Origin of the sequence: Actinomyces oris (assembly GCF_001553935.1) — a bacterium.
GTDB lineage: Bacteria > Actinomycetota > Actinomycetes > Actinomycetales > Actinomycetaceae > Actinomyces > Actinomyces oris_A.
The window spans coordinates 2,199,403-2,214,050 of record NZ_CP014232.1; the positions used below are offsets into that span (position 1 = coordinate 2,199,403).

The following is a 14,648-nucleotide window of genomic DNA, read 5'->3' on the forward strand; positions in this document are numbered from 1 at the left end:
GAAAAAGTGGGGTGCTGTGCGAGGAGGGCGACAAAAGGCTGATACGGCGGGAAAACCTCGGGGTCTCTCCGGCGAGTGACTAGGCGCCCGCTGGCCGACAGGTTTTGGGACTGTACCCATAGCGGGCCAACAGGTCACGCGACTCCTGGTTGGGGGAGACGATGATCGACTCGTCCCGTGGTCCCGTCGGAAGATCAATGATCGTCGTGGCCCCGGCCCGCCTGGCCTTCGAGGCGCTGCGTCCCAGTGCGGCCAGGTCGCTGAGCCCAGTACCTGAGTCCAGGGTGATGTTCCCGGCCACGGTGTGTGCCAGCTGATGGAGTGAGACGGGGTTGCTGGCCTTCTGCCCGATGGCGGACAGCACGGCCTGCATCACGGTGGCCGTGGACTGGCTACGGCGTTGGGCGCCATCGGCCTGGCTCATGGTCACCCATCTGCCGTCGCGCAGGATCTCCGGGTGCCGTGAGCGGACAAGGGCTAGGGCGTCGATCCCGCTGAGTCGGTGGCGGCCGGCGGAGGAGAGGTTCAGTCCGGTGTAGGCGTCTCGAACCGGCTCGGGCACGTCCACCTCAATGCCACCCAGGGAGTCGATGATGGTGGCGAACTGAGCCATGTCGATGGTCACCAGATGCGTGGTGGGGATTCCGAGCCCGGTGCACAGGGCGTTGACCGTGTTCTGTGGTCCTGGAACGTAGGTGGTGGCCAGCCGGTCCAGCTCCATGCCCTTGCTGTTGATGGTCAGGTCCCGGGGCAGGTTGATGATGGTGACTCCCTCCTGGGAGGGGCGTACCAGGGCGATGACATCGGCGCGGGAACCCTCCACCTCCTGAGTGGTTCCGTAACGGTTCTGGTCTCCCGGCACGGTGGCGCGAGAGTCGGTTCCCAGGATCAGCCAGGTCTCGCCCGCCGTCGGGGAGGACGTGGTGGGCATGGCGATGTCGACGCGTGCAGGGCGATGAGCCAGGACCGCCACATCCGCGCCCAGGGCCAGGGCGGTCGTCATGACCGCGGTGCTCAGGCCGACGACGATCCTGCGGCGCCTCGAGCAGCGCGTGATGCCTGTGCCGCCTCGGCCCTGGCGGCGTCGCTGCGGCAGGGGGGAGCAGGTATCGGTGGCGTCCGAGGCCTCCGAGGGGGCTGCGCTGTGCTCGTCGTGGGAGGTGGAGTCCATGGTCTCAGTGTCCGCTTCGGGACGCTGCTGTGCCGTCAGGTGCGAACGCGCGCGCCGTGTGGCGGCGATGGGAACGAGACCGCCGGGGAGACAGCACGTGCAGTGCTGTCTCCCCGGCGGGAAGATGTTTCCAGTCAGACTGGAAGGAGGCGATCAGGCCTTACGACGACGCACGACGAGGGCGCCGCCACCGATGGCCACGAGGGCCGCGGCAATGCCGCCGAAGAGCAGGCCGTTGGCACCGGTCTGGGCCAGGGGCTTGCCGGAGGTGGAGGCCGCCGGGGTGGCGTCGGTGCTGGCCGGGACGTTCACGTTGCTGTTGGAGGCGGGAGCGGTCGGGTTGGCGGTGGCGCCACCGTTGTCGGTGATGCCGTTGCTGCCGTCCTCCACGAGGTCGAGGGAGCCGCCCTTGGCGACGACGGTCTTGGTGCTGCTGCCGCCCTCGCCGTAACGGTCGCCCTCGATGGTCAGCGTGTACTCGCCGTCAGGCACGTTCGAGGGGGCCGGAAGCTCGCCCGTGACGTTGCCGTTGGCGTCAGCCTCCAGCGTGCCGACGGGGTAGGTCTTGGAGGAGTCGGTCTTGCTGACCAGGGTGAGGGTGACCTTCTCCTTGGGGGAGAAGCCCTTGACGTCCACCGTGATCTTCTGAGCGCCGTTCTCGTCGGTGGTGATCTTGTAGGTGCCGTCCACGTCGGTGTCGTCGAAGGCGATGCCCTGCTGGTCCTGGCCCTTCTCCTCGCCGTAGGAGACGCAACCGGCCACGATGGACCAGCCGTCGTCCGAGCCGTCCGTCTTGGCCTCAGCGCCAGTGGACTTGACCAGCTCGGGGATGTTCAGGGTGGTGGACCAGTTGCCCTCGGCGTCGGGGGTGGCCTTCACGATAGTGGACATCTCGCCCTTCGAAGTGTGGAGGGCGACGCCGACAGCCGCGTCCTTGCCGGTGCAGCCGGAGCCCGATACCGGGAAGGCGGTGTCCGAGGGGTTGACGATGACCTGCTGGTCATCGGCGATCTTGAAGGCGAGGGAGTCGCCGGCCAGGGCGGGGGAGGCGGCGAGGGAGGCGCCGATGGCGGCGGCCATCACGCTCGCGGCGGCCAGGGGGCGTCCAAGACGCATGAGTGCTCCTAGATATAGGGGGATAGGTGGCAACCGGTGAGTCGGGGTGTCACCGCGTTGCCCTCACCTTAGCGTGCCTCAGGACGAGGTTCCATGGTTTCTCGCGAATGAGGTATCGACCTCAGTCGCGAGTAGTTGTGGATTCTTCCAAGTGTGGCAACGAGTTTCGGCCCCTGGTGCTTGAATCCAAGTGACCGGGCCATTTACCAAATAGAGACCCGTTCGTTTGGTGGCAACCACAAAGCGTCGTCGGAATCCACCGCGAAGGCCTTGTAGAAGGCATCCACATTGCGCACGATCCCGTTACACCGGAACTCCGCCGGCGAGTGCGGGTCGACGGTCAGAAGGAGCTCGGCATAGTCCGGACGGCTCTTGGAACGCCAGATCCGCGCCCAGGAGTAGAAGAAGCGCTGCAGGCCGGTGAGCCCGTCGATGACAGGAGCCTCATCCACTGAGGGGATACCGACGTCGGCCAGGGCCAGGGAGTAGGCCTTGAGAGCGATGCCCAGGCCGCCCAGGTCACCAATGTTCTCCCCGATGGTCAAAGCGCCGTTGACGTGCGGGATCTCCGCCTGCTCCGTACCCGCGTCCTGGTGCTTGGCGACGACGACCTCGGGCGTGTAGGCGTCGTACTGGCTGATGAGTGCCCTCGTGCGCTCGGTGAAGGCCTCCCGGTCCTCCTGGGTCCACCAGTCACTGACCTTTCCGGTGCCGTCGAAGGTGGAGCCCTGGTCATCGAAGCCGTGGCCGATCTCGTGACCGATGACAGCACCGATGCCCGCATAGTTCACGGCGTCGTCGGCCTGCGGATCGAAGAAGGGAGGCTGAAGGATCGCGGCGGGGAAGACGATCTCGTTCATGGTCGGGTTGTAGTAGGCGTTGACCGTCTGAGGGGTCATGTGCCACTCGTCGCGGTCCACCGGCTTGGTCAGCTTGTTCAGCGAGTAGGCCATGTCGGCCCGCTCCACGCTGCGCACCGAGGCCAGGACGTCGCCGGGGAGCACCTCGACGTCGGAGTAGTCGCGCCAGCGCACCGGGTAGCCGATCTTGGGGGTGAACAGCGCCAGCTTCTCCAGGGCCCGCTCCCGCGTGGCCGGACTCATCCACTCCAGCGAGGAGATGGACTGGTGGTAGGCCTCGATGAGCCGGCCCACCAGGGCCTCCATCGCCGACTTGTGCGACGGCGGGAAGTGCCGCTCCACGTAGATCTCACCCAGTGCCTCACCCAGGCAGGACTCCACCAGGCCGACGCCGCGCTTCCAACGGGGCCGCAGCTCGTCGGTCCCCTGGAGCGTGCGGCCGTAGAAGTCGAAGTTCTCCTCCACGAAGGCCCCCGACAGCAGGGTGGCGCGTCCATGAACGGCATGCCAGGCGGCCCAGACCTTGAGATCCACCAGGGAGGTCTCCTGCCAGACGCCGGCCGCGTGGGGGAGGTAGTCGGGCTGAGTGACGATGGCCTCCTCGAGGAACGCGGTCTGCTCGATGCCGGCGCTCCGGGCGGCAGCGCGAATCCCCTCGCGCCACTCGTCCCAGGGCAGGTCGGGGGCCGAGTCCACGATCTGCCGCCAGGACATCGGATTGTTCATCTTCTCCACGTCACGGCAGGTGACGCGGTCCCAGTGCCCCTTGGCCAGGGCGGTCTCCACGGCCATGACTCGCTCGGCGAGCTCCTCACCCGAGGCACCGAAGGAGTCCGTCAGCCCCGCAAGAGACAGCATCCTGGCCACGTGCGCCACGTAGGCCTGGCGCAGCGGGGCCTGAGCCTCCTCGCGGTAGTAGGACTCGTCCGGCAGTCCCAGGCCCGACTGCCCCACCCAGCTCGTGTAGCGCTCCGGGTCATTGATATCCACCTCGACATCCGCGCCGACCACGCCCATGAAGCCGATCGGAGTCATCTCTCCCAGCGCACGGGCCAGCTCCTCCTTGGAGGAGGCGTCCAGCACCGGCGCCAGCTCCTCAGCCAGCGGCTCGGCCCCGAGCTCCTCCAGGTGGGCCTCGTCCATGAATGCCTCGTAGAGGGCGCCGACCCGGCCCCGGTTCGTGGCCAGGACCTCCGAGGCCCCCTCGGGTGCCACGGAGGAGAACTGCTCGGCGAGCTCCTCAACGATCTGCCGGCAGGCGGCCTCCGCCTCGTCGCGCAAGGTGGTGAAGGCGCCGCTGCTGGGGCGGTCCGCCGGGATCTCAGCGGTGGCGAGCCACTGGCCGTTGACGAAGCGGAACAGGTCGTCCTGGGGACGTACGGAGGTGTCGGTGTGCGCCGTCTCCAGCACGCCGGCGAGGACCGCCTCAGCGGTGGGGCTGGGGGAAGCCGTCGGCTGAGAGTGGTGGGCCGGTGAGTCCGATGCGGGGCCGGTGGGAGTCGATGAGGTCGCGCAGGCGTCAGTCATAGCGGACACGCTAACCCGCTCCGCTGCTCTCAGGTGTCCCGACGGCGCCCGTTCTCATGGTGCGAAGCGCTGTTCGCGTGAGGCACAATTCTGCCCATGCGCATCCATATCGCCTCCGACCACGCCGGTTACGAGCTCAAGAGCGCCGTGATCGAGCACCTGAGGGAGCAGGGGCACGACGTCATCGACCACGGAGCCCACGCCTACGATCCGAATGATGACTACCCTGCCTTCTGTCTGGCCTGCGGGGAGGCCGTCGTGGCCGACGCCGGGAGCCTGGGCATTGTTCTCGGGGGTAGTGGCAACGGGGAGCAGATCGCCGCCAACAAGGTCGACGGGGTGCGAGCCGCCCTGGCCTGGTCGATCGAGACCGCCCGACTTGCCCGCCAGCACAACAACGCCAACGTCGTCGCACTGGGTGGTCGCATGCATGACCTGGGGGCGGGCCTGGCCATCATCGATGCTTTCCTCGCCGAGCCCTTCAGCGGGGACGAGCGCCACGTGCGTCGCATCGCGCAGCTCGCCGACTACGAGAGCCGCGTTCATGACGCCGCCGCTCCAGCGGCTGATCCCGCCGGCGCCCCCACCGGGGCCTGAGCATGCCGGAGGGGCACACCATCCACCGGCTCGCCGCCGCCCTTGACGAGCTCTACGGTGGTCAGAGCCTGCGCGTGCGCTCACCGCAGGGGCGCTTCGCCGACGGGGCGAGCCGCCTGGATGGTCAGGTCCTCCTGGGCAGCCAGGCTCACGGCAAGCACCTCTTCCTGCCTTTCGGCCCCCGCGCCGACATGTCTCTCGACGACGCCTCCGTCACCTGGCTGCGGATCCACCTGGGCCTCTACGGGGCATGGACCTTCGACGGCGACCGTGAGTTCACGGCGCCCCACGCCATCGGGGCGCCGCGTCGCCGCGTCGGGGAGCGCGGTGAGCACGCCCTCAAGGGTGGGGGAGGATCAGCCCTGACCGGGCTGAACGGCGGAAGCCTCGAAGCCGAGGGGCAGGATGCAGCCACGCATGGGCCCGCCCCCGAGGAGTGGGAGCCGCCTGAGCCGCGCGGTGCGGTGCGGCTGCGGCTACTCGGCGAGCACGGGGTGGCCGACCTGACCGGACCGGCGGCCTGCGAGCTGCTGGACGCCGAGGGCGTGGCCGCCGTGCGCCGCCGCCTCGGCCCGGACCCGCTGCGCGCCGACGGCGACGTGGAGGCCTTCGTGGCCAAGGCGCGCTCACGGCGTAAGAGCATCGGAGAGCTGCTCATGGACCAGGCCGTCATCTCCGGAGCCGGCAACATCTACCGTGCCGAGACGCTCTTCCGCGTCGGGGTCTCGCCCTTCCGCGCGGGCAACCGCACCAGCGAGGAGCGGTTGCGGGCCATCTGGGAGGACCTGCGCCCCCTCATGGAGTACGGGGTGGCCACCGGCTTCATCACCACCGTCGACCTCGACGACGTCCCCGCCCCCCTTCCACCTGACGACCCTGAGGCCGGCCGGTGGTACGTCTACCACCGCACCGGCCGCCCCTGCCTGCGCTGCGGGACCCCGGTGGCGGAGCGGGAGGTGGCGTCCCGCCGGCTCTTCTGGTGCCCGACCTGCCAGGCCCACTGAAACCGGCTGACGACCTCCGGACCCCACTAAGGTGGCGGCATGTCGAACGCCTCGCCCGCCCTGCACTCCTCGAGCTGGTCCTCCTCGACCACCGGCCTGCTGACCCGCGACCACCACCTGACCGTTCCCCTGGACCGCAGCGGGCAGGGGGACTCAGCCCCCGACGGGACGGAGTCCATCACCGTCTACGCCCGTGAGATCTCAGCCGTGGGCATCGACCCGGTGTCCAGACCTCCCCTGGTCTTCCTCCAGGGCGGACCGGGCTGCGAGGCACCCCGCCCCAGTGCTGACTCCGGGCTCGGCTGGATCGGTGAGATCCTCGAGCACCACCGACTCATCCTCGTCGACCAGCGCGGCACCGGAGCCTCCAGCCCAGTGGACCGGACCGATGCCGCCGGCACCCCCGCGGACACCGCCCGGCTGCTCACTCACCTGCGCGCCGATGAGATCGTCGAGGACTGCGAGGACCTGCGCCGCGCTCTGGGCCTGGAGCGCTGGAGCCTGCTGGGCCAGTCCTTCGGAGGGTTCTGCGTCACCCGGTACCTCTCCGAGCACGCCCAGAGCCTGGAGAAGGTCTACATCACCGGTGGCCTGCCCGCCGTCGGGCACAGCATCGACGAGGTCTACGCCCTCAGCTACGAGGCGATGCGCCTCAAGAGCGAGGAGTACTACACCCGCTTCCCCCAGGACCGCGACCGCATGGCGTCCCTGGCGGAGAAAGCCGGTCGGGGCGAGCTGAGGACGGCGGGAGGGGATCTCGTAGGACCCGAGCGCCTGCGCTCGCTCGGCGCCCTGCTGGGCGGGGCCGGGGGAGCGGACACGATCCACTACCTCCTGGAGCGCGACCCCGACGCCTGGGCCTTCCGCTACGACCTGGGGCAGTGCCTGCCCTTCGGCGGCAGGTTCCCGCTCTACGCCGTCATCCACGAGTCCTGCTGGGCCGACGCCGGCACCACCGACTGGGCCGCGCAGCGGGTGCGCCCCGCGGTCTTCGACGACGATCCCACCCTGCTGACAGGCGAGCACGTACGCCGTGAGGCCTTCGTCGAGGACGCCGGTCTGCGCCCCTGGCTGGAGGTGGCCGACCTCCTGGCCGCGCACGAGTGGCCGGCGCTCTACGACCCGGCTCGTCTCAAGGCCACGACGACCCCCGGGGCGGCCGCTGTCTACGCCCGCGACGTGTTCGTGCCGATGACCACCTCCCTGGAGACGGCCGCGCTCATCCCCGGCCTGCGCACCTGGATCACCAGCGAGTACGAGCATGACGGCTCACGCGCCTCCGGCGGTCGGGTCTTCAAGCGCCTGCGAGACCTGGCCGCTGGGGCGATCGCCCGCTGACAGCTGTGCCCCGGTGCGCCACCGGGCGCGCCAGGGCACAGCCGGGTGCTTGAGGAGCACACGAGGGACGGGCGTGAGGCGGCCCCCGGGTGCCCGCTGGGATGCTGTGAGGCGGCTCAGATGTAGATGGTCGGGTCCATCATGAGCTCGGGGTCGGTGCGGGGGTCGCGGGCCCGGCTGGGCACGCCCACGGCAACATGACCCTGCGGGAGGTTCTTCACCAGGACCGCGTTGGCCCCCACCTTGGCCCCGTCCTCGACGGTGACCGGCCCCAGGACCTTGGCGCCGGCGCCGATCTGCACGTTGTTACCGATGGTGGGGTGGCGCTTGCCCGGACTCATCGACACCCCGCCCAGAGTCACTCCGTGGAACAGCAGCACGTCGTTGCCGACCTCCGCGGTCTCACCGATGACCACGCCCATGCCGTGGTCGATGAAGAAGCGCTCACCGATCGTCGCGGCCGGGTGGATCTCGATACCGGTGAAGTTGCGGGCCGCCTGAGACAGGGCACGCGCCGCGAAGCGATAGCCCTTGTGCCACAGCTTGTGAGCCGCCCGGTGCGCCCACAGGGCGTGGACACCCGGGTAGAGGAGGGCCACCTCCACGCTGGAGCGGGCGGCTGGGTCGCGCTTGCGGGCCGTCGCCAGGTCCTCACGGGCCAGGTCCAGAAGGGACCGCTGGGAGTTGTGCATAGTGTGCTCCTGTGATGGGTGACGGTGCGGCTCAGGTCGGCTGGTGAGCCTTCACCTCGCCCGCTGCGCCGATGACAACACCGACGGCGGCTCACCTGTTCCCAGGTTCGCCGCCGTCGGGGGAGTCAGTCGAGGAAGTCCTTGAACAAGGGCGTGGACAGGTAACGCTCACCGGTGTCAGGCAGGACGGTGACGATGGTCTTGCCCTCGAACTCGGGGCGCCTGGCCAGCTCGGTGGCGGCGGCCAGAGCTGCGCCCGAGGAAATCCCCACCAGGAGGCCCTCCTCCGCAGCGGCACGGCGAGCGTAGGTGATGGCGACGTCGGACTCGATGTGGAGCAGCTCGTCCCAGATGCCCTGGTCGAGGATCTCGGGAACCACGTTGGGGCCCAGGCCCTGGATCTTGTGGGGAGCGGCCTGGCCCTCGCTCAGCAGCGGGGACTCGGAGGGCTCAACACCGTAGATCTTCACCCCGGGCTTCTCCTGGCGCAGTACCTGGCCCACGCCGGTCAGCGTGCCTCCGGTGCCGATACCGGCCACGAAGACGTCGATGTCGCCCCCGGTCTGCTCCAGGATCTCCCGGGCCGTGGTCTCTCGGTGGATCTTGGGGTTGGCGGGGTTGGTGAACTGGGAGGCGAGGATTGAGTTGGGGGTGGCGGCCTGGATCTCCTCAGCCCGCTTGACCGCTCCGGCCACGCCGCCCTCGGTGGTCAGCACCAGCTCCGCACCGAAGGCGCGCATGATGGCCCGGCGCTCCTTGGACATGGTCTCGGGCATGGTGATGATGACCTTGTACCCCAGGGCCGCTCCCACCATGGCCAGGCCGACGCCGGTGTTCCCGGAGGTCGCTTCCACGATGGTGCCGCCGGGCTTGAGGTCACCGGAGGCCTCCGCGGCGCGCACGATGGACAGAGCGATGCGGTCCTTGACCGAGGCGGCCGGCTCGAAGGCCTCCACCTTGGCCAGGACGGTGGCGGGGGCGCCGTCGGTGACGCGGTTGATGCGGACCAGGGGAGTGTTGCCGACCAGGGCGGTTGCGTCGGGTGCGTACGTCATAGTGATGTCCTTTGGATGTGGGTTGGGTGAGCCCCGTAGTGACGGTGACCGGCGGAGCCGCATGATGAGGCGACGTCGGGCCCGCAAGAGCTCGTGAGAGAACAAGAAGTGGGGACGGTCCGCGTCCGTCAGGGATGGCCACGTCGTACGGAGTGGCTCAAACAGCAGGGGTGACCGCCTGCTCCGGGAGCGCCGGGCATGCGCGCAGCGGTACGCGCACAGATGTCGTGGCCTGGCGCCCTACCGACACCGGCAGCAGCAGCACGCGGGCGCGATGGGCATGGAGGACATGAAGGAGGAGGGCATGGTGCACATGACGGACTTCACCATCACGAGTCCTCCTTAGTTCCTCACGGCGTCTGGAATGCGCCTGCTCGGGCGTGAACTGCTCATCTGGGGCACGGTGCCCCGGCTGTTGGTTGAACCCTACCCTGTGTCCGTCGGCGATCGCCACATCCGTCCGGCATCTGTTCGCATCGTGGTCGCAAGGGTGCTCATGCCTGTGCGTGTCGGGTGAGCGGCGCGCCGGAGGGTCGCCATGCCGGGATCGGGCTTCAGACCGGTGGCACGGGGACCTCGACCAGTCGGCTGCCGGCCGGTTCTGCTGCCCCCTCGCCGCGGGTCAGGGCCGCCAGCGGGGCGTGCAGGAGCTCGGGATCGGCGCAGGATGTGGCCAGCACGAGGACCGCGTGGGTCGGTCCCCAGATCGTCTCCTCGACGTGAATGGTCGGGGCCGTGGAGGCCGTCCCGCCCTCCGCCGTCGGTCCCGACGCCGCGGCGGGATTGCGGGAGCGCAGCTCCGCCTCGATCCTGCCGGCCTGGGCCACCGGAACCCGCAGGTCCCACAGATGAAGCCGGGTCAGGGTGACCCGTGCAGCCGCCTGCAGTGCCTGAGCGGTCGCCTCGGAGTAGGCGCGCACCAGTCCGCCGGTTCCCAGGAGCGTTCCGCCGAAGTAACGGGTGACGACGACGGTCGTGTTGGCCAGTCCCGTTCCCCTCAGGATGTCGAGCATGGGCTGGCCGGCCGTGCCGGAGGGCTCGCCGTCGTCGTTGGAGCGCTCGGTGGGTGGGGCAAGAGCGGCCAGGGCGTGTCCGTCGGAGAGATCGGTGAGCGTCAGCGCCGAGCAGTTGTGGCGCGCATCGGGGTAGGTGGAGCGCACGTCCGCAATGAAGCTCCGGGCCTCGTCCATGGAGTCCGTGCGGCAGGCGCGTGCCAGGAAGTGGGACTTCTTGATCTCCAGGTCGACCTCCGGCTGCTCGCCGCGGGCCAGGGTGATCAGCCCGGGGGATGGCTGCTCCTGAGACTGCTGGTGCGATGGTGTGCGAGGGGCGTGCGGGGCCATGGCAGGATCCTCGCACGGGGCGGGCGCGGGACCGATGTCACACGCCTTGAGGTGCTCCTGGACTGGAAGCGGTCCCGGCGATGTCGTTATGGTGTCCCTCGGTCCAGTTTCGAGGGGTCATCCGATCCCCAAGGTTCACGAGAGAGGAGCGGGCCCATGGCAGTGCCGAAGCGGAAGATGTCCCGCAGCAACACCCGCAACCGCCGCTCACAGTGGAAGGCCAAGCTCACCGAGCTCACCACCGTCCGCGTCCAGGGCCGCGAGATCTCCGTCCCTCGCCGTCTGGCGCGGGCCTACAAGGAGGGCCTCATCGAGCAGTGAGGCTGCTGGTGGAGGGGTGAAACCCTTCATCCATGCGGGTGTAGCTCAATGGTAGAGCCTCTGCCTTCCAAGCAGATTGCGCGGGTTCGATTCCCGTCACCCGCTCTGTGAGCCGAAAGGGGCCGCTCCTCGGCGGTCCCTTTCGTCACGTCACGGGCTGTGGCGCAGTTTGGTAGCGCACCTGCTTTGGGAGCAGGGGGCCGCGGGTTCAAATCCCGCCAGCCCGACTTCTCGTCTCGTGGGCGGACGGCCTGTGCGCAGACCGCATTCTGGTGCGCGTCGAGACGGATGCATGGCCCGTGAATATGCCGATGCGGCCCGCGGTCGCGACGACCGTGCCCGGTGTCACCTCCTGTGTCCAGACTCATGCGTCAGGTGCGGACGCAGCGTCGATCCCACTGTCCGTTTGCCCTAAGATGGCACGGATTGACGCCACAGACGCGCGTCCGCCGAGCGCCTCCGAGCGCGTCGGTGTTACCGCAGAACTCAGACCTTGGGAGCAACCCCCGTGAAGACCACTGTCGAGAATCTTGACCCCAGTCGCATCAAGCTGACCGTTGAGGTCCCCTATGAGGAGCTCAAGCCCAGCCTGGATGCCGCCTACAAGGAAATCGGCTCCCAGATCCAGGTCCCTGGCTTCCGTCGCGGTCACGTCCCCAACCGGGTCATCGACCAGCGCGTCGGCCGCGGGACCGTCATCCAGGAGGCCGTCAACAACAAGCTCTCCGACTTCTACCGGGACGCCATCACCGAGGCTGAGCGGGTCCCCATGCTTCAGCCCGAGGTCGACGTCGTTGAGCTGCCCAACGCCACCGGCGAGAACGGTGGCCAGCTGGCCTTCACCGCCGAGGTTACTGTTCGCCCCGTCATCGAGCTGCCGGACCTGAGCAAGGCCAAGCTGACCGTGGACGCCGTCGAGGTCACTGATGAGGACGTCGACACCGAGCTGGACAACCTGCGTGCTCGCTTCGGCTCCCTGAAGTCCGTGGGCCGCAAGGCCAAGACCGGCGACTTCGTCACCATCGACCTCAAGGCCGTCATCGACGGCGAGGAGGTCGACTCCATCTCGGGCGTCTCCTACGAGATCGGCAAGGGCAACATGCTCAAGGGCCTGGACACCGCCCTGCGTGGTCTGAAGACCGACGAGTCCGCCACCTTCACCACCGAGCTGGCCGGCGGGGAGCACGCCGGTGAGCAGGCCGAGGTCACGGTGACCGCCACTGCCGTCAAGCAGCGTGAGCTGCCCAAGGTCGATGACGAGTTCGCCCAGCTCGCCTCCGAGTTCGACACCGTCGAGGAGCTGCGCGAGGACCTCGTCAAGCAGGTCACTGAGCGCAAGACCGGCGAGCAGGCGGTCGCCGCCCGTGACGCCCTCCTCGAGCACCTGCGCAGCGAGGTCGCCTTCGATGTCCCCGAGGCCGTTGTCGAGGCCGAGGTCGCCCAGCACCTGCGGGCCGAGGGCAAGGACGGCGACGAGGAGCACGCCAAGGAGATCCGCGAGGACATCGTCAACGGTGTGCGCGACCAGATCATCCTCGATGTCCTGGCTGAGGACCTCAAGGTCGGTGTGGCGCAGGACGAGCTGCTGGAGTTCCTCTTCCAGACCGCTCAGCAGTACGGCATGGAGCCCGCCCAGTTCCTCCAGGGGGCTCAGCAGGCCGGGCAGATTCCCGCCTTCGTCTCCGAGGTCGCCCGCAACAAGTCCCTGGCCATGGCGCTGCGCCAGGCGGCGGTGGTTGACTCCAAGGGCGAGACCGTGGACCTGTCCGCCTTCATCGGCTCCGACGAGGACGACGCCGCCGCGGCAGCTCAGGCCGCAGCCGTTGCCGCTGAGGGCGAGGACGCCGAGTGAGCCCACGGCGTTCAAGGCGCGTATGAGCTGAGGCGCGTTCCCCGCTCATGCGGGACGCCTCCCAAGCTGAACAGACGGGCCCACCTTCTTCTGGAAGGTGGGCCCGTTGCCGTGCGGGGGAGTGTTGTCGGGATGATCTCTCCCGCGTTGACCGGGATGCGTCCCGGATGAGGATCAGCCCGCTGTGACGAGGTCCTTGCGCTTGGGGCGAATGACTCCGAAATTGCGTTCAGGAATTGCCATCTTGAAATAGTAGGCGACCCCGATGGGAACCACGATGAGACTGACGAAGAGGCAGTAGAAGGGCTGGAAGATCAGCCACTTGTTGCCGTGGTCCCAGTGAAGCCACACGATGGCGGCGTAGTAGATGAACAGTGCCAGCAGGAGTGTCCATCCGGGATTGACAACGGCTATCCATCTGAGCACAAACATGCTGATGACCACGATACCGCTGTACAGCCACAGGAAGGGGTGCTGGAAGACGAATCTGAAGTTGATGATGAAGAGCCTGAAGGAACCGCCGCTCCAGGCGATCCGCTGGCGCCACCAGGAGTACAGGGTGTCGGGCGCGTTGGTGTTGACGTGGGCAAGAATGTGGACGGCCTTGTATCCCAGTGCGTCTCCGATAATCCCGGACTCGATGTCATTGCCCTGGAAGAACAGTGAGTGGCGGGCCATGATCTGGCGCATGACGTCGGTCTTGCCGATGTGAAGGGCACCGCTGAGCAGCCACGGCATGATTCTGCGTGCGCGCATCGAGACCACGTACTCGTGGCGCTGCATCTGGACGATGAAGGGCCCCTTCTTCTGAGGCACGATGGTGACCGAGGCGAAGTCGGCCTTATTGGCCACCAGGGCGCCGATGATGTGGGTCAGCGGCTCCTGCGCCGTAGTATCGGCGTCAAGGCAGACGATGTAGGAGTTGAGGGGGGCGGCCAGCAGTGCGTCGCGGACAACCGTGTCCCGGGTGATTCCCGAGGTGCTCCGCTTGCGCCCTACCTTCCGTGGGACGTAGTTGCTGCGGAAGATTCTGAACCCGTAGCGAATGGCGATGTCCTCCAGGTCGCGGTAGAACTCCTCGGACTCACCAGATGTGGTGCACAGGACTACTCGATCTCCATAAGGGCGCAGATAATCCGCGTTCTGCAAGTACTTGACGTTGCCGTAGATCGGTACCAGAACGCTGAAGTCGTCCGAGGTGATGTTCGGATTCAGCTCCACGGCTTTGTACCACTTTGAGGTAATGCCGGCCCAGATGTCAATTCCGATCCAGAACAGGATTCCCACCAGCAGGGTAATGACGATCATGCAGTGGTCCTCTCTGATGCATGGAATTGTGCGAACGTGCTGAACACGAGTAGCCCCTTACTGGGTGGTGCGGCAAGCGGAAAAGACGTGTTGTTCGAGCAGGGACGGGATTATTGAATCGTGAAAGAATGTGGCTGACTGACGTTGGAGTGAAGCCTGAGTCGAAGGGCTTTGGTGTCGTCAGGCAGGCGGACACTCCAATGCTATCGGTCGGATAAATTCGATGGTGCCACGCCGCCCTCACCGATGCCACGGTGTGGGAAGCGGGTCACGTCAAGATCTCGGGCGCCTACAACCTATCCGATGGAAGGTTTAGGTTTCCTACAAGGAAGAGTGAGTTGGCTTACCGTCGTCTCGCGCCTGTGGGAGCGAGTGATCCGCGACACCGGGCGCGATACGTCGGGTGGTGCCTGATCGTCCGGCGTCTGTACTGCGGCCGGATGAGGTGCTCGACTTAGTGGAAC

General features: G+C 67.6%; 12 protein-coding genes and 2 tRNA genes. 7 read left to right on the plus strand and 7 right to left on the minus strand.

Features of this window, described 5'->3' with window-relative positions; translation table 11 throughout:
- Positions 1–79: 79 nt before the first annotated feature.
- The 3 genes from AXE84_RS08820 to AXE84_RS08830 form a co-directional block, all read right to left on the minus strand.
- A complete protein-coding gene (locus AXE84_RS08820; RefSeq protein WP_060957609.1) occupies positions 80–1,171 on the minus strand; it encodes an LCP family protein in 1,092 nt (363 codons plus the stop codon).
- 153 nt (positions 1,172–1,324) lie between these two features.
- On the minus strand, positions 1,325–2,287 hold the full coding sequence (locus AXE84_RS08825) for an LPXTG cell wall anchor domain-containing protein (protein ID WP_060957610.1): 963 nt from the start codon (positions 2,285–2,287) through the stop codon (positions 1,325–1,327).
- Between the two features lie 203 nt (positions 2,288–2,490).
- Positions 2,491–4,674: a M13 family metallopeptidase gene (locus AXE84_RS08830; protein WP_060957611.1), complete on the minus strand. Its 2,184-nt coding sequence runs from the start codon at positions 4,672–4,674 to the stop codon at positions 2,491–2,493.
- A gap of 96 nt (positions 4,675–4,770) precedes the next feature.
- Between AXE84_RS08830 and AXE84_RS08835 the strand changes: the two genes are divergently transcribed.
- Genes AXE84_RS08835 through AXE84_RS08845 form a run of 3 tightly spaced genes read left to right on the plus strand, consistent with a single transcriptional unit; the run spans position 4,771 to position 7,613 of the window.
- A complete protein-coding gene (locus tag AXE84_RS08835; RefSeq protein ID WP_060957612.1) occupies positions 4,771–5,271 on the plus strand; it encodes a ribose-5-phosphate isomerase in 501 nt (166 codons plus the stop codon).
- 2 nt (positions 5,272–5,273) lie between these two features.
- Positions 5,274–6,275 carry an Fpg/Nei family DNA glycosylase gene (locus tag AXE84_RS08840; RefSeq protein WP_060957613.1) on the plus strand — a complete coding sequence of 334 codons (1,002 nt, stop codon included), beginning with the start codon at positions 5,274–5,276 and terminating at the stop codon, positions 6,273–6,275.
- A 39-nt stretch (positions 6,276–6,314) separates the two neighbouring features.
- Positions 6,315–7,613 carry an alpha/beta fold hydrolase gene (locus AXE84_RS08845; protein WP_060957614.1) on the plus strand — a complete coding sequence of 433 codons (1,299 nt, stop codon included), beginning with the start codon at positions 6,315–6,317 and terminating at the stop codon, positions 7,611–7,613.
- Positions 7,614–7,729: 116 nt separating this feature from the next.
- On the opposite strand, the gene epsC is transcribed toward AXE84_RS08845, so the two are convergent.
- The 3 genes from epsC to AXE84_RS08860 form a co-directional block, all read right to left on the minus strand.
- The gene (gene epsC, locus AXE84_RS08850; RefSeq protein ID WP_060957615.1) at positions 7,730–8,305 is read right to left on the minus strand and encodes a serine O-acetyltransferase EpsC; all 576 of its coding nucleotides are present in this window, start codon (positions 8,303–8,305) and stop codon (positions 7,730–7,732) included.
- A 125-nt stretch (positions 8,306–8,430) separates the two neighbouring features.
- Positions 8,431–9,360 (minus strand): cysteine synthase A, encoded by a 930-nt coding sequence (gene cysK / locus AXE84_RS08855; protein WP_060957616.1) that lies wholly within the window; start codon positions 9,358–9,360, stop codon positions 8,431–8,433.
- A gap of 554 nt (positions 9,361–9,914) precedes the next feature.
- Entirely contained in the window at positions 9,915–10,703 is a 789-nt protein-coding gene (locus AXE84_RS08860; protein ID WP_060957617.1) for an IMPACT family protein, read from the minus strand.
- 156 nt (positions 10,704–10,859) lie between these two features.
- Here AXE84_RS08860 and rpmF point away from each other — a divergent pair, with 156 nt between their 5' ends.
- From rpmF to tig, 4 genes are all read left to right on the plus strand, one after another.
- Positions 10,860–11,024 carry a 50S ribosomal protein L32 gene (gene rpmF, locus AXE84_RS08865; RefSeq protein WP_010613511.1) on the plus strand — a complete coding sequence of 55 codons (165 nt, stop codon included), beginning with the start codon at positions 10,860–10,862 and terminating at the stop codon, positions 11,022–11,024.
- 34 nt (positions 11,025–11,058) lie between these two features.
- A tRNA-Gly gene (locus AXE84_RS08870) sits at positions 11,059–11,129 on the plus strand.
- Between the two features lie 48 nt (positions 11,130–11,177).
- Positions 11,178–11,251, plus strand: a tRNA-Pro gene (locus tag AXE84_RS08875).
- 281 nt (positions 11,252–11,532) lie between these two features.
- Positions 11,533–12,876 carry a trigger factor gene (gene tig / locus AXE84_RS08880; RefSeq protein ID WP_010613512.1) on the plus strand — a complete coding sequence of 448 codons (1,344 nt, stop codon included), beginning with the start codon at positions 11,533–11,535 and terminating at the stop codon, positions 12,874–12,876.
- A gap of 174 nt (positions 12,877–13,050) precedes the next feature.
- Here the strand turns inward: tig and AXE84_RS08885 are convergent, their stop codons facing one another.
- Complete coding sequence (locus AXE84_RS08885; protein WP_003786607.1) at positions 13,051–14,184, minus strand: glycosyltransferase family 2 protein; 1,134 nt, start codon at positions 14,182–14,184, stop codon at positions 13,051–13,053.
- Positions 14,185–14,648 lie beyond the last annotated feature (464 nt).

Bases quoted from the DNA above. Each gene is read 5' to 3' on its own strand.
- AXE84_RS08820 (WP_060957609.1), bottom strand. From the start codon at position 1,171: ATGGACTCCACCTCCCACGACGAGCACAGCGCAGCCCCCTCGGAGGCC.
- AXE84_RS08825 (WP_060957610.1), bottom strand. From the start codon at position 2,287: ATGCGTCTTGGACGCCCCCTGGCCGCCGCGAGCGTGATGGCCGCCGCC.
- AXE84_RS08830 (WP_060957611.1), bottom strand. From the start codon at position 4,674: ATGACTGACGCCTGCGCGACCTCATCGACTCCCACCGGCCCCGCATCG.
- AXE84_RS08835 (WP_060957612.1), top strand. From the start codon at position 4,771: ATGCGCATCCATATCGCCTCCGACCACGCCGGTTACGAGCTCAAGAGC.
- AXE84_RS08840 (WP_060957613.1), top strand. From the start codon at position 5,274: ATGCCGGAGGGGCACACCATCCACCGGCTCGCCGCCGCCCTTGACGAG.
- AXE84_RS08845 (WP_060957614.1), top strand. From the start codon at position 6,315: ATGTCGAACGCCTCGCCCGCCCTGCACTCCTCGAGCTGGTCCTCCTCG.
- epsC (WP_060957615.1), bottom strand. From the start codon at position 8,305: ATGCACAACTCCCAGCGGTCCCTTCTGGACCTGGCCCGTGAGGACCTG.
- cysK (WP_060957616.1), bottom strand. From the start codon at position 9,360: ATGACGTACGCACCCGACGCAACCGCCCTGGTCGGCAACACTCCCCTG.
- AXE84_RS08860 (WP_060957617.1), bottom strand. From the start codon at position 10,703: ATGGCCCCGCACGCCCCTCGCACACCATCGCACCAGCAGTCTCAGGAG.
- rpmF (WP_010613511.1), top strand. From the start codon at position 10,860: ATGGCAGTGCCGAAGCGGAAGATGTCCCGCAGCAACACCCGCAACCGC.
- AXE84_RS08885 (WP_003786607.1), bottom strand. From the start codon at position 14,184: ATGATCGTCATTACCCTGCTGGTGGGAATCCTGTTCTGGATCGGAATT.